Genomic DNA, 18,965 nt, shown 5'->3' on the forward strand with positions numbered 1-18,965 from the left:
CGGGGGCTGCCTCCTGCACTTCCCTCTCGCGAGCCCTCATATATAGGCATGATTTTGGCGAAAACACGATCCTTTAACTCATGAAACAATCTGTCACTACAATGTGAACGCTGCTCAGGGCCAAAGGTTGCGTGGCTGGAGCATCTTCTGCATTTCCTGAAACACAGAAAATACCCTGTCTTTTTATTTTGCGCGCATCTTGTCCCGAAAACCGGTTCCCACTTTTCGGGATGCGCTTTGGTCTGAAATGAATTGTTTTTTGCGGCAAGAGAGCGGCTTTCACTGCAGCCGCGCCCCCCGATCTTGATGATGGAAACAGCCTGTTGTTTATCAGCTATCCATCCTTTCGGCCAACCACGATAGTTGCCAGTATTATATAGAATGCTTCCGGAAATTTTCCAGGAGGTGCTCCATATCTTCCGGCACCGGCGCTTCGAAACGCATCAGTTCCTCCGTGGCCGGATGGGTGAAGGCGAGCAGCCAGGCATGCAGTGCCTGCCGGTGGAAACCGCGCACGGCCTCTTTCAACGGTTCCGGCAGCTTGTTGGCCTTGGTCTTGTAGGCGCTGCCATAGTCCATGTCGCCGACAAGCGGATGGCCGATATGCGCCATGTGCACGCGGATCTGGTGGGTGCGGCCGGTCTCAAGGCGGCATTCGACGAGCGAGGCCAGTGCGGTTGCATCTTCAAGGGGGGCGAATTTTTCGACCGTCACATAATGGGTGATGGCGTGTCGGGCATCCTCGCGCTCTTCATTGACCACGGCCTGCTTGGTGCGGTCGCGATGCGAGCGTCCAAGATGCGCATCGATGAAGCCCTGCGGGCGCTCTGTCATGCCCCAGACGAGTGCGAGATAGGCGCGTTCCAGATCGCCGGTGCGGCCATGGTCGGCAAATTGTTCGCTCAAATGCCGATGCGAACGGTCATTCTTGGCCACGACCATGACGCCGCTCGTGTCCTTGTCGAGACGATGAACGATGCCGGGGCGGCGAATTCCACCGATGCCCGACAAGCTATCGCCACAATGATATATAAGGGCATTGACGAGTGTTCCCGTCCAGTTGCCGTTGCCTGGGTGAACGACAAGCCCGGCGGGCTTGTTGATCACGATGAGATCATCATCCTCGTAAAGAATATCGAGCGGTATGTTCTCGGCGATGGGTTCGGCTGGTTCCGGCTCAGGCAGCACGATGGCGATTGTCATGCCTTCGCGCAGCTTTTGCTTGGCTTCACGGGCGGGTGCGCCGTCGATGGTCACATGGCCTTCGGCAATCAGGGACTGAACGCGGCTGCGCGAGAGTTCCGGCCCCAATGCTGCGGCCAGCCACTGGTCGAGACGCTTGCCTGTGGCATCGGAGTCGGTCGTAAGCTCTTTCACTCGTGTCTTTCCTTTAAGAGAATGGGCCTCTATGAGAGCGGGCGTGTTTTAACGAAATCGTCAGAACAGCTCTATCTCTTGGTTTTACCGCATTTATGCGGCGTCAAATGTTTCCATTTGGCTGCAAAATGCTCTATCACGCGGCACACGCCATAACATGGCGAAGTTCGAACCGGAGTCGTTGAATGCAGGATCCACACTATCCGAGATACCAGAATAATCAGGATTCAGGCTATCAGGACTATCAGCAGGGCTATTACCCGGAAGAACAGGCCGAGCCCCAGCTTGATCCAGCCATGGAACGTGTGCGCCGCAAAATGATCCGGCTTCTGGCCGTCTCCATCGGTGTCATGCTGATCGGTCTTATGGCCGTGCTTGTCGCCGTTGTCTACAAGATCAATCGCGCGCCGGAAACCCCGCCAGCGGAAGAAGCCCGTTCGGATATCCCCGGACAGGCTGCGTCCGCTCCGGCAAAGCCGGAACCGCCGAAGCTGATCGAATCGCAGATCAACCTGACGCCGGGCACCCGTCTTCTCTCGCAAAGCCTTTCCGGCAATGAACTTTCGCTGGAAACCCTGCTGCCGGATGGCGGTACGGAACTCATCATCTATGACTATCGCGAATCGCGCATCATCGGGCGCATCAAGCTCGGCAATGTCGAATAATACCAAGTCGCGTTGAGTTTGACTCACCGAGACTTGGTTAAGCCCGTGCGGCGACTGAGCATTTTCAGGGCGTGGATAGCGTTAGCATCTCAGCGCCCTGCTATGAAGCGGATAGAGGCTGATCAGGGCGGCATGATTGCCGCCTTGTTTGTTTCTCCCTTCGAGGATTGCACTTTTTCTCTTTGGCGATTATATCAGCGACATGGCTTAAGCGCCCATCGTCTAGCGGTCAGGACGGCGCCCTCTCACGGCGCAAACAGGGGTTCGATTCCCCTTGGGCGTACCATCACTTCTTCCGGAGACAGTATTTTACACTTTCGCGGATGCGCGTTAGGGTCGATCCCGACAAGAGATCAATCAGGCGCGGAGGAACGATGAGCGTTTCAATCAAGACCGGATCGGCGAACCTCATCTGTGATGGTATCGATAAAGGTGCGGTGGAATATAGCGTCGCTATTCCCGATGACGGCGTGGACCTCACAAAGCGCGGCAAGTTCTGGGGCAGCAAGGATGCAATATCCGACGCGATGGGGGCATCGGCGGTCGGCCTCCGATCACATGAAGGCGACATCTATCCGGTGGCAGTCAAAGAGCTGGATCGTGATGGAGCTGCGCTCTTCACGGTACTTGCACCAGCTGACTGACGATCACTGGCAATGGCTCTGGATAAAGCGGGTACGCACCGATTAGTGCGCAAGCGGGACTGGTGCTTTTCTGCTGTGGTGTCGCTGGCTTTTGGTGCTGCGACGGCACTCATATTCTTCTATATCGTGCTTTTTGGCGTCGGCGATGATGGATATATTGTCATATTCAGCATCTATACTGCGCCTGTGGCGATAGTCTTCGGCCTTTGGGGCCTGTTTTACTGGCGCAGTTTTGTTGCGGTCATCGGCCTCTTCCTCTGTCTGTCTCCGCTCATCTATCTGAGCATTTTCTGATTTTTCCATGCCCTTCATTCGTGGATTTGGGAGAAGAGTTCCGCCGTTGCGGAACTCTAAACAAGGGATCACTTCTTGACGGGAGGCGGATCAAATTTAGTACATGCGTAATAGCCATTCCGGCATTTCTTGCAGATGCCCATGTCGCATTGGCTTACGCAGTCAGTACCCGTGGCGTAATAGCATTGGCCAGACTGTCCGGGAACTATCAGCAGACTTGCGGTCTTGTATGGCGTCGGTAGTTTTGTTTGGTTTGGCGCTATATTGCCGTTGGACTGGGCCATCGCACCGAAAGACGTGAGAGCTGCAATTGCCATTCCAAAGAATAAGATTTTTGCTTTCATGAATTTCTCCGTAGTTACCGGATAAGCGTATTTCACAATCCGATACAGCGCATTCGCAATAGAACGGGAGACAAAAAGTAGCGCTAGATCACAGATGATTACATGAGCGTTTTGGCGGCGAAGTCTGGACGTTATATTCGGAAAATCTGCAATTATCCCGTGTTCGCGGGATATGAATGTTGCGCGTGCTGGTGGTAAAGTTAATGCATGTGGAAAAATGGATCGAATATTTATCCTCAAATCCATAATGCTGTCCGGGTGAAAGGTATTCTTTCCGAACCTTTCTCGCCTAGAGATGTGCGCCGGGTTGCTCCAGGCTGGCCTTATTCCAGATACTTCTCGTTCCTTGCCGAAAACTGCACAGACAACCAACCGGAAGGCAACGCGCTTTTCGTGCGGGTGGGCAGGGGACAATACCATCTGAACGACAAGGCTGTCGGGTTCGAATTCGAACGGTTAGTGGATCTTAGTCACTAAAGTACATTCACAGGAATGGGTTGGGGAGATTGGGGTTGGTCCAGTTGCAAAAATTTGCAACTGGCGGTGCGACGGTGCATAATCGGGGCATGAGTGAATCATACAAGAAACCCGATTATGAACAGGAACTGCGCCAGGCAGGTGTCCGCATCACGCGGCCGCGCCGGATCATCCTGAACATATTGACCGAGACGGAAGATCATCCCGACGCGCTGGAGATTTTTCGCCGCGCGGTCGAGATCGACAGCAGCATCTCGCTTTCGACCGTTTATCGCACGATGAAGCTTCTCGAAGAACGCGGCGCCATCCACCGGCACGCCTTCGCCGGAGGGCCTTCGCGTTTCGAACAGGCAAGCGGCGCGCATCATGATCACATCATCGATATGGATTCCGGCGATGTGGTGGAATTCCGCTCCGACAAGATCGAAAAACTGCAGGAAGAGATCGCCCGATCGCTCGGTTACGAGATTGTGCATCACCGGCTGGAACTTTATTGCAAAAAAATACGAAACTGACGGAACCAAGTTTCTTCTGCGGCGTTAAGCGCGCATGAAGGTCGTGACCCCGCCCCCACAACGCGGCCTTCAGAGTTCGCCTCAACCTCCCCGCACGAGGCGAGCGGCGAGAATGCCGCGCTAACCGTCAAACGTTATGCAGCTGGCGTTCCGCAAATTCAGAGCAAGCCGCCGTGGTTCAGGCCCAGGTCTGACCATGGCGGCTTTTTTTGTGGCCGTTGAGGAGCTAGCGCCTGATCAGGCGTCGAACTGTTCGGTCGGGATGACGAGCGAATAAACGGCCCCGGTTCCGTCGATACGATAATCGGCGTGACCATTGACGGAGGCGGGGACGATGCGTTGCAGCACCGCGCTGCCGAAGCGCGGATCGTGCTCGAAAACCTCGGGCATTGCCGGATTGGTTTCTTCCCAGCGGAATTCCAGCCTGTCATCGCCGCTGGCGACATGGATGACCTTCGCCGAAATCTTTACCCGGCCATAAGGGATCGAGAGGCCGCCGAAGGAAGTGGCGTTGACCACCAGTTCATGCAGCGCGAGGCCGACATGCAATGCGGCGCCTGGGAACAGATAGGGATTGTCGCCATCGATGCTCAGGCGTTCGTCGCTGACGTCGATATATTTTTCGACCTGTGAATGCACGAGATCGCGAAACAGTGCGCCGCGCCAGTTCGAATCGGTCACCAGATCCTGTGAATAGGATAGGGACTGGATGCGTCCGCGGAACTTCAACAGAAAGTCGTCGATGGAATCGGTGAAGCGTGCCGTCTGGCTGGCAATGCTTTGCACGATGGCCAGAAGGTTCTTGGAGCGATGGCTGACTTCACGCAAGAGGGTCTTCAGCACCTGCTCGCGTCGCTTCAGTTCGCTGATTTCAATAGCCGTGGTGACAAGGCCCAGTATATTGCCGTTATCATCACGATCGCAGTCGATGTGAAATTCGATCCAGCGCAGCTTGTCGCCATCATTGATGGCGATCTCCACATTCTGCGCTTCGCCGGTATCCAGTGCCGCGCGCTTCGCGCCGTCGAGTTTGTGCAAGGTGACGGAGAAAATGAAATCGCAGTCACTTCCACCGATTTTCCACTTTTCCTGCCAGTAGAGCGGGATGTTTTCCCCCCAGGAATAGATCAGATCGGGTGTCTGGTAGAGAACGCAGACATTGCTGTTGCGCACGGCCCTCAGCAAGGCTCGCAGCCGGGCTGCGTCAGGTTCCGTTTCTTGCAGGGTAACTTTTGCGCCAGCGGTCATGTCTGCCCCGATTATCCCGCAACCGAATTCAGAGCATTTCCAGCAAAAGTGCGAAGCGGTTTTGCGTAGGAGAATGCGACGAAACAAATATTTGGGTCGCGCATTGGCAAAGCGGCAAAAGCTCCGGAAAAGTTATGCGGAAATTTGCGTGCCATGGCATCCATTTCATCGACTGGTCGGCGGGTCTCGATCGAGCGATCGTCTTGTGATCCTTGAACTGGCCCGAATTCTGGAACCGATAAACCGCCGCATGACGTGATGCGGCGGCGAATTTCATTAAGAAGCAATATAGGCTGGTGAGTCAGAAGGTCAAAAACAGCCTTTGATTTTATATCTGTTACGCCTTGCGGATCGCCGAAGCGATGAGCGAAATAACGAGCAGAGCAAGGAACACGAAGAACAGAATCTGCGCTATACCGGCTGACGCACCAGCGATGCCGCCGAAACCGAGCGCACCTGCTACGAGTGCCACCACAAGAAATACGAGCGCATAATAAAGCATGTCCGGTCTCCTTTTTATTGTGTGAAGGAGAAACGACATCCAGGCCAGGTTGGTTCCGTGCTTCCGGGTAAATTAAGGCGCTCACAACTCTAAATACTCATGTCAGGACCTAAGGCGGTGTGATTTGGCGGTGTATTGAAGCGCCAACATTAAACTCCCGAAAGCTGTCGCCTTTCGGGAGTTTATGACCTTTGAATTTAAGCTGCGACCTGCGAGGCTTCTTCGAAGAAGAGTGCCTGGCTGATCAGCGCCTTCACCATATCCGGATTGAACGGCTTGGTGACGAGGAAGGTCGGTTCCGGGCGCTCGCCGGTCAGCAGACGTTCCGGGAAAGCGGTGATGAAAATAACTGGGATCGTGTCGTTCTGCAGAATTTCATTCACTGCATCGATGCCCGAGCTTCCATCGGCCAGCTGGATATCAGCCAGAACCATACGCGGCTTTTCCTGTTTGTAGAGCGCCAGAGCCTCATCCTTGGTGCGCGCAATGCCGACGACTTCATGGCCGAGACTTTCCACCATCTGCTCGATATCCATCGCGATCAGCGGTTCGTCCTCGATAATCATGATGCGCGTTGCCACCTGACGCGAAATCTCGGTCGATGCAGCCGAGAGAACACGGCTCAGTTCAACATCGTCCAGTTCGAGAATTTCGGCGGCTTCCTTGTCGGAAAAACCTTCCACCGCCACAAGCAGGAATGCCTGTCGCGGAAGGGGCGCGATATGCGAAAGATTTCTTGCAGCCTGCTGTTCCCATGCAAATTCCGATGCTGGTTCCGGTACGCGAACCGAGGCCGTCTTATAAAGATCGCAGAAAAGGCGATAGAGGCCGATCCGGTCGGACGAGGCGTCCGGAAAAATGCTCACATCGGCAATCAGGGCTTCAAGGGCAGCCGCAACATAAGCGTCGCCGGAAGCCTGGGAGCCGGTAAGAGCACGAGAAAAACGACGGAGATAGGGAAGGTGCGGCGCGATACGCGTCGATAACGTCATGGTATTGGAACTCCTCAACTGCCGCTTTCGTTCATTGAATGCACATTGGCGGACACGGTTCTAGACCCCTCCCGCCCATGCTTTGAGCGCAGCATTATGGTACTCTAAACGGGGCGCTTTGAAAAAAGTTCCGAGATTGGGAGATATATTAGGGAACTTTTTGGTAAGCCGCGCATTTTCCGGACAAGCAGGGGCTTAGATTAATAGGGTAGGGCATTGAGCCCGGAACGATCAAGATATGGCAGAAAAAGAGAACCTTCACATGAACGGAGCCGGGGTCAGGTCGTCCCGTCGCGTTCAGAAGGATATACTAGGACCAAATTGTGAAGTCGGATTGAAACTAAAGGCACTGTACACCTCGATACAGGATGAGACGATCCCGGATCGCTTCCTCGATCTTCTCCAAAAACTCGATCAGGCTGAACAGGAGAGTATGCGTGAACACAGCACCCGGTCCGTCGGTTGAGAGTAATGCACAGTTCAAGCGAGAGCTTCTGTCATCGCTGCCGAGCCTGCGCGCCTTTGCGGTGTCGCTGATTGGCCAGCACGACAAGGCAGATGATCTCGTACAAGATACGATCATGAAAGCATGGGCCAAGCAGGAGTCCTTTGAAATGGGGACCAATATGAAGGCCTGGCTTTTCACCATCCTGCGCAATGAATTCTACACGCAGATGCGCAAGCGTGGCCGCGAAGTGCAGGACACGGATGGCGTGTTCAGCGAACAGCTCGCCGTGCATCCTTCGCAATATGGCACGCTTGATCTGCAGGATTTCCGCGCAGCATTAGAGCAATTGCCCGACGATCAGCGCGAAGCGATCATTCTGATCGGCGCTTCGGGCTTTGCCTATGAGGAAGCTGCGGAAATCTGCGGCTGTGCTGTCGGCACGATCAAGAGCCGTGTCAGCCGTGCTCGCACGCGCTTGCAGGAAATCCTCAAGATCGAAGGCGAAGGCGACTACGGTCCGGATGCCGATTCATCGCGGGCGACCTTGAGAAGCTTTGCATAACGCATGATCAATTGCCCCTCTTTCCCATGAAAGGGGGGCTTATCGCGCTAAAACCTCAAACCTTCGCCTGTTTTCGCCCACAACGATTGCTTTTTATCCTGCCACTTGTAGGTTAGCAGCTGCTGATATTTCCTGTCGGCAAAGTGATCGTTTGTTTGTGGGTTGCGTTCTTGCCATCAGCCTTGTTGCAAAAACTGCTTCAATCGTCATCGAAGCCGGTTGCGGTTATCGTTTCGCTCGGCCTTGTGCTGCTGTCGGCCATCATGACGTTGTTTCTGTCGTCCGGGGTCAATCATCAGGTCGTCGATATTTCCCGCAATTATGCGTTGCGCCAGCAGGTCGACAAGGTTGCGCGCCTTGCCAGCAATATCGAGATGAGCCGTCGCGGCTATCTTCTGACGCTGGATGAGACTTATCTCGATCTGTATCGCAATACGATTCTGAGCGTCGACAAGACGCTTGCCGACCTCGAAGCCCTGACAGATCAGAGCCCGCTGCAGGATGCGCGGGTTCAGCAGATCCGCGCGCTGGTCGAACGCGAACAGGAAGATGTGCGCGAGACGGTCAATCTTGCCCAGTCGGGTGATGTGGCGGCAGCGGTTGAAAAAGTGCGCGGCGATGAGGGCAAGGTGCTGATGGATCAGCTTGCCAATACAGTCACGCAATTCATCGATGCGGAAGAACAACAGCTTCTTGAACGCAACAAGCGGATCAACCGCATGCGCTACTGGATGACGGCGACGTCTATCGTGGCGCTGGCTTCAGCTGCCATGCTGGCGCTTCTGCTGTTCAGCCGGGTTCAGCGTTATGCGCGGTCCATGTTCGAGGGGCAAACGGCGCTGCGTTCGGAAAAGCAATTGCTGGAACAGCGTGTGCAGGAACGGACCGCCGAGCTTGAGCACGAGCGCCGCATCGCCGAGCGGGAGCGCCAGCGGGTCGAGCTTCTGCTGCAGGACACCAATCATCGCATCGGCAATTCATTGGCCACCGTTTCATCCCTGCTTGGCCTTCAGATGCGGCAGACGCGCAGCGAGGATGCTCGCGCGGCTCTCGCAGCCGCTCGCGATCGCGTCCAGACGGTATCGACAGCGCATCGGCGCTTGCGTCTGGGCGAGGATATGGAATCGGCCCGCGTCGACGATTTTCTCGGAACCGTCATCAACGATATCCGAACCGCTATCGGTCAGGATCGCAAGATCGAATTTTCGACCGATTTCGCGCCGCTTGATCTGAAGGCGCGCGATGTGACGACAATTGGCATCATTCTGGGCGAGCTTGTCACCAACGCGATCAAGCATGCTTTCAAGGGACGTCCGGAAGGGCATATCCGGATCAGCCTGAAGCCGGGTGAAGATGCAATCCCGGTGCTGGTCGTGGAAGATGACGGTGTGGGCTTCGACAAGGACAAGCAGAAATCCGGCGAGAAGAACGGTCTCGGTACGCTGGTGATCGAACAGCTTTGCATGCAGTTCGGCGAAAAGCCCGTCTACTGCAAGACCGATGATGGTGTCGGAACCAGAGTGATTGTCCGCTTGTCGTCGCTGGTGGATTGAATTTGACGTTTGATATCCGTCCGATACAAATCTCGTTTCAAACGTCAAATTCGAAAAATCCAGTAGATTCATGAGACCACTAGCCGAAGAAGGCGAAATGCCGGTTGGCAAATAAAGCTGGCGGTGAAGGCGGAAAACAAAACGCCGGCTTGAAGCCGACGTTTTTGCGTTTGCTTGAAGCTATCAGCTCTGCGGCGGGCGCTTTTTCTTGTCAGAAAGCAGCGAGACCAGAGCAATGCCTGCAAGCGGCAGGGCGGCGGCGAGTATGGGCCGTTTGAGGATGGCAGGCACGGTCGCGATTGCTGCCGCTGCTACCATCGCCGATTTGTCCGCCTCCATTTTCTGCTTGCGCTTTTTGGCCTCGGACGCAGCCTGAATTTTCAGGACTGCGAGAATGAGAAGCGCCGCGATCAGCGACAATGCAGCGAGAATGAGAGCCGCCAGCGGCCCGCCATAGTTCTGCGCCAGTGCCAGAAAGGCGGCGACGCAGAAAAAGGTGATCGCGATGATTGCGAAGACGGCGATGGCCGCACCGAAAATCGCTGCACGTTTCGTTTGACCCGCGACGAATTTCAGTTCTTCGCCTGCCATCGCAGACAATAGGGGCATGAGAGCTTTCAGCATGATCCGCCTCAGCGGCGCGAGAGCAGGGCCAGCAGATAGCCGACGCCGAGTGCAGTGGCGAGTGCGGCAATCGGGCGTTCGCGCACCGTTGCCGTCAGCTGGGCTTCAACATCCTGTGCCTTGTTGCGCAGATCATCGATGGCGTCCTCGCCCTGAATATAAGCGCTCTTGTAGGTTTCCTTCGCACTGCGTTTTGCGTCGCGGACGGTCTGCGAACCGATATTGGCAAGTGTTGCCGCAATGGCAGCGATATCTTCCTTCAGCTGCTCGACCTGGGCCTGCAGGTCTTCCGTGCTGGCATCGGTCAGCGCTTCCTCGATCTTTTCTTCGATCTTGCTCGTTTTCGCGGATGCACGCGCCATATCAGCTCTCCTGTTCAGTCTCTGGTTATCGTTTGGATAACGTGCGGCTGGCTTAATGGTTGCATGCCAAGCCATCAGCGGCAACAAGACCAGCCGGTTGTTGCAAGTCATGGTAAATGGCAGGGTAAATGGCGGGAAAGTGCGGAAGCACTACAGATAATGCCTCCGCAAATATCGTGAAGCCTTACTCCGCTTCGCCATGAAGGATCGTGCCTTCCGGGTCCTTCTTGTAGGCTTCGTCCGAATAGGCGGACTGTGCCTGCAGCTGTTCTTTGGTGAACTGCGTGAAGACGTTCAGCTTGTCGTCCTTGCCGGTAGCAACGTCGAGATTGGCGATGGAAACGGCCACCGGCTTGGAATTGATGCCAAGGAAACCGCCCACGTCGACAACGAATGCCTCTGTCTGCCCGTCGGCGGTCATCAGGACATCGCCGACCGTTCCGATCTTCGTTTCATCCGCACCGAAAACCGTGGCTCCGATGAGCTTGTCCGCACTTAGTCCCTCGGAGGGAACCGGCTTCATGCCATCAGGCATGATTCTGTCCGCCTTCTGCGTGGTAATGGTCTTTTCGGCGGCTGGCGGTTCGGCGCGCGGTACGCCATCTGCTTCGAAAGCTGCGCTGCGGTCGAATGCCGGCGCCTTTTCGAGCTGTTCCTTGGTGGCGTCCACGATCAGCCAGCGCTTACCGTCTTCACGAACCACCCACGACACGTGATCGAAGCCGATTGCGACGTTCTTTTCCCCGACACCGAGAAAGCCGCCGACCCCGATCACCACCGCCTGCGGACTGCCATCGGCACCGAGGATCATGTCATTGACCGTCCCGATATTCGCGGCATCGTTGGATGGGCCGTTATAAACCGCCTGTCCGATGAAGCCTGACACCAGAAGCTGGCCGGGGGACGCCACGAAATACCCGTTCTCGCTGGCAATCGGCTTTTCCTGTTTCTCGTCGGAGAAGATCGGTGAACCACCCTGCGCGAAGGCGGGCAAGGCAATCAGCGCGGCAAGAGCCGTGGAGGCGAGAAGTCTTTTCATGGAAACTCCTGTCGGTAATTAAGGCAAACCGAAGGCGAGAGGCAATCTCACCGTCTACAGGAGAAAAAACGAGGGGAAACGGTTTCCGTTCCGCTCAAAATCTGTGTTATTCAAACGTCAAAATTGTGAAACCCGCGTCTTTTCAATGGCAAAAATGGGGCAAACAACGCTTTTGAGTTGAAAGTTTCTGGCTCAAGCAAGCATCAGGCCAGTATCAGGTAAGCCGCACCGGCCAGCATGATAAAGGCCAGTCCCACATGTGATGGCTTCAGCGAACGCTGTTGTACCGGCAGCGGATCATCATTTCCTGCCATGGCAGTACGGGCCGCATGTTCAAGTGTCTGGATATCCTTGAGCATCATAGGCATGTCCTCCGGATTCCGGCTTGGCCGGAACTGCATTTCCTCCCGAGCACCCGGAATTTGTTCTTAAATCCAATCCTCAAGCGCTGCGGTTAACCATATCAGGTCTGATTTGGCACGAATGTGCAACTGGCAAAAAGCCGAGAGGCGAAAAATGTTCGCTAATCCTTGGATTGCAAGACGAAAATGCCCTTAAAATGAAAACATGACTTGCGCCATCATGTTATTGGGAGTTAAGAAGAGGCCCAACAAGCGGCGCGACGGCCTGCATGAGGGTTTAGTCATGTGCTCGCGGATTTGAACAATCAAAAGGCGATCAAAATGACTGGTTTCTGGCGAAAAGGCTTCATGGCTGCGGCGATGGGCATCGGCTTGCTGGGTGCGGCTTCTGCATTGGCCCAGGACGTAACCCCATCGACGAATGCCCCGGCCGCCCCCGCCGCAGAGGCGCCTTCCAGTTCTGCACCAGCCAATACAGCGCCTGTCGCTGCTCCGGCGCCTGCGAACGAACCGGGAGCGTCTGCCCCGGCCGCAACCACACCGGCTACGGCACCTTCGCCTGAACTGATCCAGTCCCAGACAGCTGCGCCTGCTGCTGCACCTGTCGAAAGTGAGAACGGTTTGATCCTTCCGCACGACCTGTCGCCATGGGGCATGTTCATGGCTGCGGATTGGGTCGTGAAGGCCGTGATGATTGGTCTCGCGATCGCTTCGCTCGCCACATGGACGGTCTGGGTCGCCAAGACGCTTGAACTGGCCGGTGCGCGTCGCCGTGCTACCAAGGCATTGAAAGTTATCGGTCATTCGGCAACGCTTGCCGAAGCAGTCCATGCGTTGGACGGTGCAAAGGGACCGGGTGCAGTTCTGGTCCGTGCTGCAGAAGATGAGGTGCGCTTGTCGGGTCCTGCGCTGGCGCGCGCCGGTGGCGAAGGCCTCAAGGAGCGTGTTTCCTCGCGCCTGTCGCGTATCGAGGCCAAGGCCGGACGCCGTCTTTCCAAGGGCACTGGCATTCTTGCGACCATCGGTTCGGTTGCGCCGTTTGTCGGTCTGTTCGGCACGGTCTGGGGCATCATGAATTCGTTCATCAATATCAGCCAGGCGCAGACGACGAACCTCGCCGTCGTTGCGCCGGGTATTGCCGAAGCCTTGCTTGCAACTGCCATCGGTCTCGTCGCAGCTATCCCTGCTGTGGTTATCTACAATGTGTTCGCCCGTTCCATCACCGGCTACCGGTCGCTGCTGGCCGATGCTTCGGCAGGGGTCGAGCGCCTTGTCAGCCGCGATCTGGATTTCAGAACGGCCGGTGTGCGTGAAGGCACGCTGCACGCAGCGGAGTAGGCACCATGGCTGGTAAAGTTCGCGAAGGCGGCGGTGACGATCTCGAGCTGAACCACGAGATCAATGTGACGCCATTCATCGACGTCATGTTGGTTCTGCTCATCATTTTCATGGTGGCAGCGCCTCTGGCGACTGTGGATGTGAAGGTGGATCTGCCTGCCTCGACGGCAGCGCCTGCACCCCGTCCCGACAAGCCGCTTTATGTGACCCTGAAGGACGATCTCAGCATCAGTGTCGGCAATGACACCGTTGCCCGCGAGCGCCTCGGTGTGGCGCTGGACAGCCTGTCGGAGAAAAACAAGGAAGCGCGTATCTTCCTGCGTGCCGACAAGAATGTCGGCTATGGCGAATTGATGCGTGTGATGAATCTTCTGCGTGAAGCCGGTTATCTGAAGATTGCGCTGGTCGGTCTTGAAACCGTCGGTGCGGATCAGAGCGGAGCCGCACCCACCGGTGTGCCTGCGCAACCGGCCCCCGCCTCGCAAACTCCCGCAGCGCAGGGAGCCGCGCAATGAACGCACTTCCGCCCGACCATCCTCCTGTAAAGGTGGCTTCGGCTGACACTCATCATCATTCCTTCTGGCATGATGCGGGGCGCTGGCTCGGTGCGGGTATTCTTGTCCTGACCGTTCATGCTGCCGGTGCCTATGCCATCCATATGGCGCAGGAGCAGGATCAGCCTGACGGTTCGCAGGTTGCCGCCATGGTGGTGGAACTTGCGCTGGAGCCGGAAGCGCCGATGGAAGAACAGGTTGCGGAAGAAGCCCAGCCGGAAACGGCTGAAGCACCGCAGGAACAGGCAGAGCCGGAACCGGCCCCGCAGCCAGAACCGGTGCAGGAAGAACCGACACCACCTGAACCGGAAGAGGTGAAACCGCCCGAGCCTGAGCCGGAACCACAAGCCGTTCAGGAACCGGAAGAAGTCATTCCGGATGTGGTCGAGGCAGAAAAGCCCGAAGTGGCTGTTCCGTTGCCGGTCGAAAAGCCGGAAGTGAAACCGGAACCCAAGCCGGAGCCGAAGCCAGAACCGAAAAAGGTTGAGAAGCCGAAACCGGAAAAGCCGAAGCAACCTAAGGTCGAGAAGCCCAAGCCCAAGAAGGCCGAGAAGGCGCCAGAAACCCGTCAGGCTGCTGCGCCGCGCATGGATGCAGATGCGGGCGAGAAGGCTGCTGCGAACCGTCGTGGCGAGAATTCTGCGTCGGCGGGCGTCGCCTCCAACAAATGGCAGGCGAAGATGAATGCGCATATGGCGCGTAACACGCGTTTCATGCAGCGCAAGGCACGCAACGCCAAAGGACGCGTGGTCATCAACTTTGTGATTGATCCGTCTGGCAACGTGCTTTCGGTCAAGCTGGCCGGTTCGTCCGGTAATTCGGAGGTCGATCAGCTTGCACTGGAAGCAGCGCGTCGAGCTTCGCCTGTGCCTGCCCCGCCGGCAGCCATTGCCAAGGCGCGTATGCCAATCACCTTGCCGCTGCTGTTCAAGTAAGCAATGCAGAATGCATTATCTGAAAGGCCGGTCTGGAGATCAGACCGGCCTTTTCATTTTCTGCCGATTCAACATTACTCCACAAACCCGAAGATCGGGCCGTAACCGCCGTGCCACGAGACATCATTCCGTCCCAGCGCTGGAACGTAAATGCCAGCGCCGCCACCGCCATCCAGAAACAGGGCGTTGGGGCATTGGAGATGGTCTCGAAACAATTTTGCGAAATCGTGGAAATTGACCGCGTCTTCGCTGACTGCGAATCGGATCGCGCCGCCACTGCAAATGCCGACACCGCTGCGCCGGGTCTTGTCGGTTGAGCCGACGATGAAAATCGGATTGATCCGGTTGCGGATAACCAGCATCGGCCCGGACTGGGTGGCCAGTTGCGGCTTGATCTTTTGTTTCAGAAAACGGCCTGTCGGCAGGATTTCGGCACCCTTGTCGCCGAGGTAGAAGATGCCGTTCGGCTTCTTGTAAAAGTTCGGTACGGGCCCGGACCCACGAACAGGTGTCGTCTTGCTTGCCGGGCGAAGCTCACGGCCATTTTCGACGTAGAGACCCATCGGCGAAAAATCAGGCTGATACATTCCGGCATTGAGCGCGAAAACGAGTGTCTCACCGCGGCTTGCGGCAGCGTCGGCTATTTTCGAAAAATTGCGATAGGGCTCGTCGTCGCCATTTTTCCAGAACAGATGCAAGCTTGTGCCGTCCGCCTTTGCATCGCAGATGATGTAGTTTGTACTTTCAAAGGTTTGGCGGTTGCAGGTCTCCGTGCGGCCGGGCTGCGTCAGCGCAGCTATAGCAGCGAGCGCTATGGCTGCGACGGAGAGGCCTCGCTTCAGGAGAATCATCGCTGCACTGCCTTCCAATCAGTGTTTTTCTATTCAGAAGACAGTGCCACAGCCGGGAGCAGGCGAGAAGCCTTGCGCGCAGGCAGGAAACCGAAGATCAGGCCAGTGGCGAAAGCACAGGCGAAGGCCAGCAGGACGGGTCCCAAGCTGTAGCCGACTGAAAGCCCGGCCCAGCCTGCGACGGCAGCAGCGCCCAGTCCGATCACGACGCCGAACGCCCCGCCAATGGCCGATACGGTCAATGCCTCGGTGATGAATTGCAGCAGAATATCGCGCCGCCTTGCGCCGGTTGCCATCCGCACGCCGATTTCGCGGGTGCGCTCCGTCACGCTCACCAGCATGATGTTCATGACCCCGATGCCGCCGACCAGAAGCGAGATTGCAGCGACGGAACCCAGAAACAACGTCATCGTATTGCCCATCGCCGTCGCATCCTCGCGGATGGAGGACATGTTGGTTATCATCGTGTCCTGCTTCTTGTGGCGCTGGTCGAGCAGGTCCTGAATCTGTTCCTGCGTCGTGTTGATGAGGTCGGAATCCTTCACCTGCACCGTGATGGTGCGCACGTATTTCTGGCCGAACAGCCGCAGATTGCCGGTGGAGAGCGGTACGATCACCACGTCGTCCTGATCCGAGCCGCCAAAGCCTGCGCCCTTCGGTTCCAATGTTCCGATGACCTGAAACGGAATCTTCTGGATCAGGATATACTGCCCGATAGGATTGCTGCCATCGGGGAACAGCGTGTTGACGACCGTTTTGCCCAGAACTGCGACCGGCGCATAGTTGTCCAGATCGCTCTGGCTGATGAAGTCGCCGGTGGCAACCTTCCACGATTTGGCTTCGGAAAAGGCAGGGACAGTCCCGTTTGCCTGCGACTGGTAATCGACATTGCCACGCCGCAGCGTCACGGTGCCGGTGACTTCGGGGACGGCGGTTTTGATGTTCGGCAGTTCCAGAATGGCAGTGGCATCTTCGGGGACCAGTGTCGCTATCGAGCCTGTTCCCCGGAAGCCCGCCATGGACGGACGTACCAGAATGAGATCGGTGCCCATCGCATTGATGCGGTCGAGAATCGAGTTCTGCGCACCGGTGCCGATGGCGAGCATCGTCACAACGGAACTGACGCCGATGATGATGCCGAGGAGAGTAAGGATCGTTCGGAAGATGTTGGCCCGCAAGGCGCGCATCGCCATCTTCACCGCTTCCGAAATATCGGCGATGCGGGCGGAACTGCCTTCAAGGCTCTCCCGCAACCGGAACGGCGCCTGCGTATCGGGAATAGCTCGTTTTACCGTATCCGAAAGGATCTGGCCGTCGCGGATTTCGATCAGCCGGTCGGCGCGTTCGGCCACTTCGCGGGCATGTGTGATGACGATGACGGTATGACCCTGCGCGTGCATGGAGCGCAGCAGTTCCATCACATCTTCGCCGCTCTGGCTGTCGAGTGCGCCTGTCGGCTCGTCGGCAAGAATGATGCGCCCGCCATTCATGAGTGCACGGGCGATGGAAACGCGCTGCTGCTGGCCGCCTGAAAGCTGGTTCGGGCGATGATCGAGGCGGTCACCGAGTTTCAGCGAGTTGAGCAATTCGGCGGCACGCGCATGGCGCTCCGATGCGGGCAGGCCTGCATAGATCGCGGGCACTTCGACGTTTTCCTGCGCGGTCGAGGTCGAGATGAGGTTGTAGCTCTGGAAGACGAAGCCAAAGGTTCGGCGACGCAATGCTGCCAGCGCATCGGCATCCAGTGTCGAGACGTCCTCGCCGTCGAGCAGATATTGTCCGCCGCTCGGGCTGTCGAGACAGCCCAGAATGTTCATCAGCGTCGATTTGCCGGAGCCCGACGCGCCCATGATCGCGACGAACTCTCCAGCCTGAATATCGAGCGTGATGCCGTGCAACACCTCAACAGCAAGGTCGCCATTGTGATAGGTCTTGCGGATATCATCCAGTCTGATGAGGGGCGTGTCAGTTACGGGATTTTCGGTCATGAGACGGCTCATCAGAACAGGCGCATGCCGGGCCTGCGGCCACGCTGTCCTGCGGCGGCTTCAGCTCCGCTGGACGCGCTGGTGACGACGACCTTGTCGCCTTCCTCAAGGCCGCTCTTGATCTCTGTCTGCACGCGATTGCGCACGCCGATCTGAACCTGACGTTCGGTGATCGAGCCGTTGTCGCTCACGACCTTGACCGAAATCTGCGGCTTGCCTCTCTGGTTCTGGGGGCCTTCGCGCTTGTAGTTCAGCGCGGAGGAGGGGACGATCAACACGTCCTTCGCCTCATCGAGAATGAAATAGACCTGTGTGCTCATGTTGATCATCAGCTCGCCGGTCGGGTTCGGGACGTCGAACAGTGCATAATAGAGCACGACATTGTTCTCGGTCGCAGGCGTCGGCTTGATCTGGCGCAGCGTGCCGGTAAAACGCTTCTCCGGCTGGCCAAGCAGGGTGAAATAGACCGGCATTCCGGGCTTCAGCCTGCCGATATCGGCTTCCGAAACCTGCGCTTCCACCGTCATGACCTTAAGATCGGCCACGGTAACAATGGTCGGCGCGCTTTGCACGGCATTCAGCGTTTCGCCTTCCTTGGCGGCCTGATCGACGACTGTGCCTTCCATGGGGCTGTAAATCTTGGTGTAGCCGAGATCGACCTTGTCGCTGGCAAGCTGGGCTTCCTGCTGGCGGATTTGCGCGCCGAGCGCCTTCACATCCGCATCGGCCATGGCGAGATCGGCATCGGCCTGATCAACGGTGGATTGCGATACGCCGCGTGTGGCCAGAAGCGAGCGTTGGCGTGCCGCATTGGCCTTTTTCAGGGTAAGCTGAGCTTGCTTGCTGAGAAGCTGTGCCTTGAGATTGTCGAGTTGAGCGCTTGATATTTCCACCTTCTTCTCAAAGGGCGATGGATCGATTTCGGCGATAAGCTCGCCCTGCTTGACCTGATCACCCACTTCGACTTTCACGCTTTTAAGCTGGCCCGAGACCTGCGCGCCGACATTGATGCTGCGCAGCGCGCTGAGTGTGCCGACGGCGGTAATCGCGTTTTCGATATCGCCGCGCGTGACCGTTTCGGCGAGATAGCTGGTCTTCTGGCCCCCAGCTTCACCGGAGCCGTAAAAATACCAGCCCGCGCTGGCCACGATTGCCGCGATGGGAAGCCAGAGCCACCAGCGGCGCGCTTTGCTGCGCGCGCGCTTCTGCGAAGGTGCTGTTCGCTGCCCGGTTTTGGAAGAATCGGAAGATGTAAGCACCGTCAAACCCTCTAACTTTCAGAACCTCCGAT

23 protein-coding genes and 1 tRNA gene are annotated in these 18,965 nt (G+C 56.8%); 12 read left to right on the forward strand and 12 right to left on the reverse strand.

The window, feature by feature from the left end:
• Positions 1–372: 372 nt before the first annotated feature.
• Entirely contained in the window at positions 373–1,377 is a 1,005-nt protein-coding gene (locus OANT_RS06365) for an RluA family pseudouridine synthase (RefSeq protein ID WP_012091351.1), read from the reverse strand.
• 185 nt (positions 1,378–1,562) lie between these two features.
• On the opposite strand from OANT_RS06365, the gene OANT_RS06370 reads away from it, so the two are divergent.
• The 4 genes from OANT_RS06370 (at position 1,563) to OANT_RS06385 (ending at position 2,980) form a co-directional block, all read left to right on the forward strand.
• Positions 1,563–2,042 (forward strand): hypothetical protein, encoded by a 480-nt coding sequence (locus OANT_RS06370; RefSeq protein ID WP_012091352.1) that lies wholly within the window; start codon positions 1,563–1,565, stop codon positions 2,040–2,042.
• Between the two features lie 211 nt (positions 2,043–2,253).
• Positions 2,254–2,328 (forward strand) — tRNA-Glu (locus OANT_RS06375).
• Positions 2,329–2,416: 88 nt separating this feature from the next.
• The gene (locus OANT_RS06380) at positions 2,417–2,686 is read left to right on the forward strand and encodes a hypothetical protein (RefSeq protein ID WP_040129098.1); all 270 of its coding nucleotides are present in this window, start codon (positions 2,417–2,419) and stop codon (positions 2,684–2,686) included.
• Between the two features lie 12 nt (positions 2,687–2,698).
• Entirely contained in the window at positions 2,699–2,980 is a 282-nt protein-coding gene (locus OANT_RS06385; RefSeq protein WP_012091354.1) for a hypothetical protein, read from the forward strand.
• A 68-nt stretch (positions 2,981–3,048) separates the two neighbouring features.
• Here OANT_RS06385 and OANT_RS06390 read toward each other — a convergent pair whose 3' ends face one another.
• Positions 3,049–3,324: a hypothetical protein gene (locus OANT_RS06390; protein WP_012091355.1), complete on the reverse strand. Its 276-nt coding sequence runs from the start codon at positions 3,322–3,324 to the stop codon at positions 3,049–3,051.
• Positions 3,325–3,531: 207 nt separating this feature from the next.
• Between OANT_RS06390 and OANT_RS27105 the strand changes: the two genes are divergently transcribed.
• Both OANT_RS27105 and OANT_RS06395 read left to right on the forward strand, forming a co-directional pair.
• Positions 3,532–3,801: a hypothetical protein gene (locus tag OANT_RS27105; protein WP_012091356.1), complete on the forward strand. Its 270-nt coding sequence runs from the start codon at positions 3,532–3,534 to the stop codon at positions 3,799–3,801.
• An 89-nt stretch (positions 3,802–3,890) separates the two neighbouring features.
• Positions 3,891–4,316 (forward strand): ferric uptake regulation protein, encoded by a 426-nt coding sequence (locus tag OANT_RS06395; RefSeq protein ID WP_010661349.1) that lies wholly within the window; start codon positions 3,891–3,893, stop codon positions 4,314–4,316.
• 237 nt (positions 4,317–4,553) lie between these two features.
• Here the strand turns inward: OANT_RS06395 and OANT_RS06400 are convergent, their stop codons facing one another.
• The 3 genes from OANT_RS06400 to OANT_RS06410 all read right to left on the reverse strand — a co-directional run bounded on the left by OANT_RS06400 (position 4,554) and on the right by OANT_RS06410 (position 7,058).
• Positions 4,554–5,564 carry a sensor histidine kinase gene (locus tag OANT_RS06400; RefSeq protein ID WP_012091357.1) on the reverse strand — a complete coding sequence of 337 codons (1,011 nt, stop codon included), beginning with the start codon at positions 5,562–5,564 and terminating at the stop codon, positions 4,554–4,556.
• 337 nt (positions 5,565–5,901) lie between these two features.
• The gene (locus tag OANT_RS25515; protein WP_006473348.1) at positions 5,902–6,066 is read right to left on the reverse strand and encodes a DUF1328 domain-containing protein; all 165 of its coding nucleotides are present in this window, start codon (positions 6,064–6,066) and stop codon (positions 5,902–5,904) included.
• A 197-nt stretch (positions 6,067–6,263) separates the two neighbouring features.
• Complete coding sequence (locus OANT_RS06410) at positions 6,264–7,058, reverse strand: response regulator (protein ID WP_010661347.1); 795 nt, start codon at positions 7,056–7,058, stop codon at positions 6,264–6,266.
• A 238-nt stretch (positions 7,059–7,296) separates the two neighbouring features.
• Here OANT_RS06410 and OANT_RS06415 point away from each other — a divergent pair, with 238 nt between their 5' ends.
• The 3 genes from OANT_RS06415 (at position 7,297) to OANT_RS06425 (ending at position 9,621) form a co-directional block, all read left to right on the forward strand.
• Positions 7,297–7,524 (forward strand): NepR family anti-sigma factor, encoded by a 228-nt coding sequence (locus tag OANT_RS06415; RefSeq protein WP_012091358.1) that lies wholly within the window; start codon positions 7,297–7,299, stop codon positions 7,522–7,524.
• Positions 7,496–8,068 carry an RNA polymerase sigma factor gene (locus tag OANT_RS06420; protein ID WP_010661345.1) on the forward strand — a complete coding sequence of 191 codons (573 nt, stop codon included), beginning with the start codon at positions 7,496–7,498 and terminating at the stop codon, positions 8,066–8,068. Before OANT_RS06415 ends, OANT_RS06420 begins: the two co-directional genes overlap by 29 nt.
• A gap of 170 nt (positions 8,069–8,238) precedes the next feature.
• Positions 8,239–9,621 carry a sensor histidine kinase gene (locus OANT_RS06425; protein WP_012091359.1) on the forward strand — a complete coding sequence of 461 codons (1,383 nt, stop codon included), beginning with the start codon at positions 8,239–8,241 and terminating at the stop codon, positions 9,619–9,621.
• Between the two features lie 183 nt (positions 9,622–9,804).
• Here OANT_RS06425 and OANT_RS06430 read toward each other — a convergent pair whose 3' ends face one another.
• From OANT_RS06430 to OANT_RS26850, 4 genes are all read right to left on the reverse strand, one after another.
• On the reverse strand, positions 9,805–10,245 hold the full coding sequence (locus OANT_RS06430; RefSeq protein WP_010661343.1) for a hypothetical protein: 441 nt from the start codon (positions 10,243–10,245) through the stop codon (positions 9,805–9,807).
• An 8-nt stretch (positions 10,246–10,253) separates the two neighbouring features.
• Positions 10,254–10,607, reverse strand: coding sequence for an ElaB/YgaM/YqjD family protein (locus OANT_RS06435; protein WP_012091360.1), 354 nt, complete (start codon positions 10,605–10,607; stop codon positions 10,254–10,256).
• A 184-nt stretch (positions 10,608–10,791) separates the two neighbouring features.
• Positions 10,792–11,646 carry a PRC-barrel domain-containing protein gene (locus OANT_RS06440; protein WP_010661341.1) on the reverse strand — a complete coding sequence of 285 codons (855 nt, stop codon included), beginning with the start codon at positions 11,644–11,646 and terminating at the stop codon, positions 10,792–10,794.
• A gap of 203 nt (positions 11,647–11,849) precedes the next feature.
• Positions 11,850–12,008 carry a hypothetical protein gene (locus OANT_RS26850; RefSeq protein ID WP_167375580.1) on the reverse strand — a complete coding sequence of 53 codons (159 nt, stop codon included), beginning with the start codon at positions 12,006–12,008 and terminating at the stop codon, positions 11,850–11,852.
• Between the two features lie 321 nt (positions 12,009–12,329).
• On the opposite strand from OANT_RS26850, the gene exbB reads away from it, so the two are divergent.
• The 3 genes from exbB to OANT_RS06455 are packed head-to-tail and all read left to right on the forward strand — an operon-like array spanning position 12,330 to position 14,835.
• Positions 12,330–13,346: a tonB-system energizer ExbB gene (gene exbB / locus OANT_RS06445; RefSeq protein ID WP_012091362.1), complete on the forward strand. Its 1,017-nt coding sequence runs from the start codon at positions 12,330–12,332 to the stop codon at positions 13,344–13,346.
• A gap of 5 nt (positions 13,347–13,351) precedes the next feature.
• Positions 13,352–13,861, forward strand: a complete 510-nt coding sequence (gene exbD, locus OANT_RS06450; protein ID WP_012091363.1) for a TonB system transport protein ExbD — start codon at positions 13,352–13,354, stop codon at positions 13,859–13,861.
• Complete coding sequence (locus tag OANT_RS06455; protein ID WP_012091364.1) at positions 13,858–14,835, forward strand: energy transducer TonB family protein; 978 nt, start codon at positions 13,858–13,860, stop codon at positions 14,833–14,835. Before exbD ends, OANT_RS06455 begins: the two co-directional genes overlap by 4 nt.
• 74 nt (positions 14,836–14,909) lie before the next feature.
• Here OANT_RS06455 and OANT_RS06460 read toward each other — a convergent pair whose 3' ends face one another.
• The 3 genes from OANT_RS06460 to OANT_RS06470 are packed head-to-tail and all read right to left on the reverse strand — an operon-like array spanning position 14,910 to position 18,933.
• On the reverse strand, positions 14,910–15,686 hold the full coding sequence (locus tag OANT_RS06460; protein ID WP_012091365.1) for a phosphodiester glycosidase family protein: 777 nt from the start codon (positions 15,684–15,686) through the stop codon (positions 14,910–14,912).
• Between the two features lie 29 nt (positions 15,687–15,715).
• Positions 15,716–17,686 (reverse strand): MacB family efflux pump subunit, encoded by a 1,971-nt coding sequence (locus OANT_RS06465; protein WP_040129099.1) that lies wholly within the window; start codon positions 17,684–17,686, stop codon positions 15,716–15,718.
• The gene (locus OANT_RS06470; protein ID WP_012091367.1) at positions 17,686–18,933 is read right to left on the reverse strand and encodes an efflux RND transporter periplasmic adaptor subunit; all 1,248 of its coding nucleotides are present in this window, start codon (positions 18,931–18,933) and stop codon (positions 17,686–17,688) included. The genes OANT_RS06465 and OANT_RS06470 overlap by 1 nt, the downstream gene beginning before the upstream one ends.
• Between the last annotated feature and the right edge of the window lie 32 nt (positions 18,934–18,965).

The sequence above is a fragment of the Brucella anthropi ATCC 49188 genome, from assembly GCF_000017405.1.
Taxonomy (GTDB): domain Bacteria; phylum Pseudomonadota; class Alphaproteobacteria; order Rhizobiales; family Rhizobiaceae; genus Brucella; species Brucella anthropi.

What these genes read in the sequence shown, in the direction of transcription:
- OANT_RS06380 (WP_040129098.1), top strand. Translation starts at nt 2,417, where the DNA reads ATGAGCGTTTCAATCAAGACCGGATCGGCGAACCTCATCTGTGATGGT.
- OANT_RS26850 (WP_167375580.1), bottom strand. Translation starts at nt 12,008, where the DNA reads ATGATGCTCAAGGATATCCAGACACTTGAACATGCGGCCCGTACTGCC.
- OANT_RS27105 (WP_012091356.1), top strand. Translation starts at nt 3,532, where the DNA reads ATGTGGAAAAATGGATCGAATATTTATCCTCAAATCCATAATGCTGTC.
- OANT_RS06385 (WP_012091354.1), top strand. Translation starts at nt 2,699, where the DNA reads ATGGCTCTGGATAAAGCGGGTACGCACCGATTAGTGCGCAAGCGGGAC.
- OANT_RS06395 (WP_010661349.1), top strand. Translation starts at nt 3,891, where the DNA reads ATGAGTGAATCATACAAGAAACCCGATTATGAACAGGAACTGCGCCAG.
- OANT_RS25515 (WP_006473348.1), bottom strand. Translation starts at nt 6,066, where the DNA reads ATGCTTTATTATGCGCTCGTATTTCTTGTGGTGGCACTCGTAGCAGGT.
- OANT_RS06370 (WP_012091352.1), top strand. Translation starts at nt 1,563, where the DNA reads ATGCAGGATCCACACTATCCGAGATACCAGAATAATCAGGATTCAGGC.
- OANT_RS06440 (WP_010661341.1), bottom strand. Translation starts at nt 11,646, where the DNA reads ATGAAAAGACTTCTCGCCTCCACGGCTCTTGCCGCGCTGATTGCCTTG.
- OANT_RS06415 (WP_012091358.1), top strand. Translation starts at nt 7,297, where the DNA reads ATGGCAGAAAAAGAGAACCTTCACATGAACGGAGCCGGGGTCAGGTCG.
- OANT_RS06460 (WP_012091365.1), bottom strand. Translation starts at nt 15,686, where the DNA reads ATGATTCTCCTGAAGCGAGGCCTCTCCGTCGCAGCCATAGCGCTCGCT.
- OANT_RS06400 (WP_012091357.1), bottom strand. Translation starts at nt 5,564, where the DNA reads ATGACCGCTGGCGCAAAAGTTACCCTGCAAGAAACGGAACCTGACGCA.
- OANT_RS06410 (WP_010661347.1), bottom strand. Translation starts at nt 7,058, where the DNA reads ATGACGTTATCGACGCGTATCGCGCCGCACCTTCCCTATCTCCGTCGT.
- OANT_RS06455 (WP_012091364.1), top strand. Translation starts at nt 13,858, where the DNA reads ATGAACGCACTTCCGCCCGACCATCCTCCTGTAAAGGTGGCTTCGGCT.
- OANT_RS06435 (WP_012091360.1), bottom strand. Translation starts at nt 10,607, where the DNA reads ATGGCGCGTGCATCCGCGAAAACGAGCAAGATCGAAGAAAAGATCGAG.
- OANT_RS06390 (WP_012091355.1), bottom strand. Translation starts at nt 3,324, where the DNA reads ATGAAAGCAAAAATCTTATTCTTTGGAATGGCAATTGCAGCTCTCACG.
- exbB (WP_012091362.1), top strand. Translation starts at nt 12,330, where the DNA reads ATGACTGGTTTCTGGCGAAAAGGCTTCATGGCTGCGGCGATGGGCATC.
- exbD (WP_012091363.1), top strand. Translation starts at nt 13,352, where the DNA reads ATGGCTGGTAAAGTTCGCGAAGGCGGCGGTGACGATCTCGAGCTGAAC.
- OANT_RS06465 (WP_040129099.1), bottom strand. Translation starts at nt 17,686, where the DNA reads ATGAGCCGTCTCATGACCGAAAATCCCGTAACTGACACGCCCCTCATC.
- OANT_RS06430 (WP_010661343.1), bottom strand. Translation starts at nt 10,245, where the DNA reads ATGCTGAAAGCTCTCATGCCCCTATTGTCTGCGATGGCAGGCGAAGAA.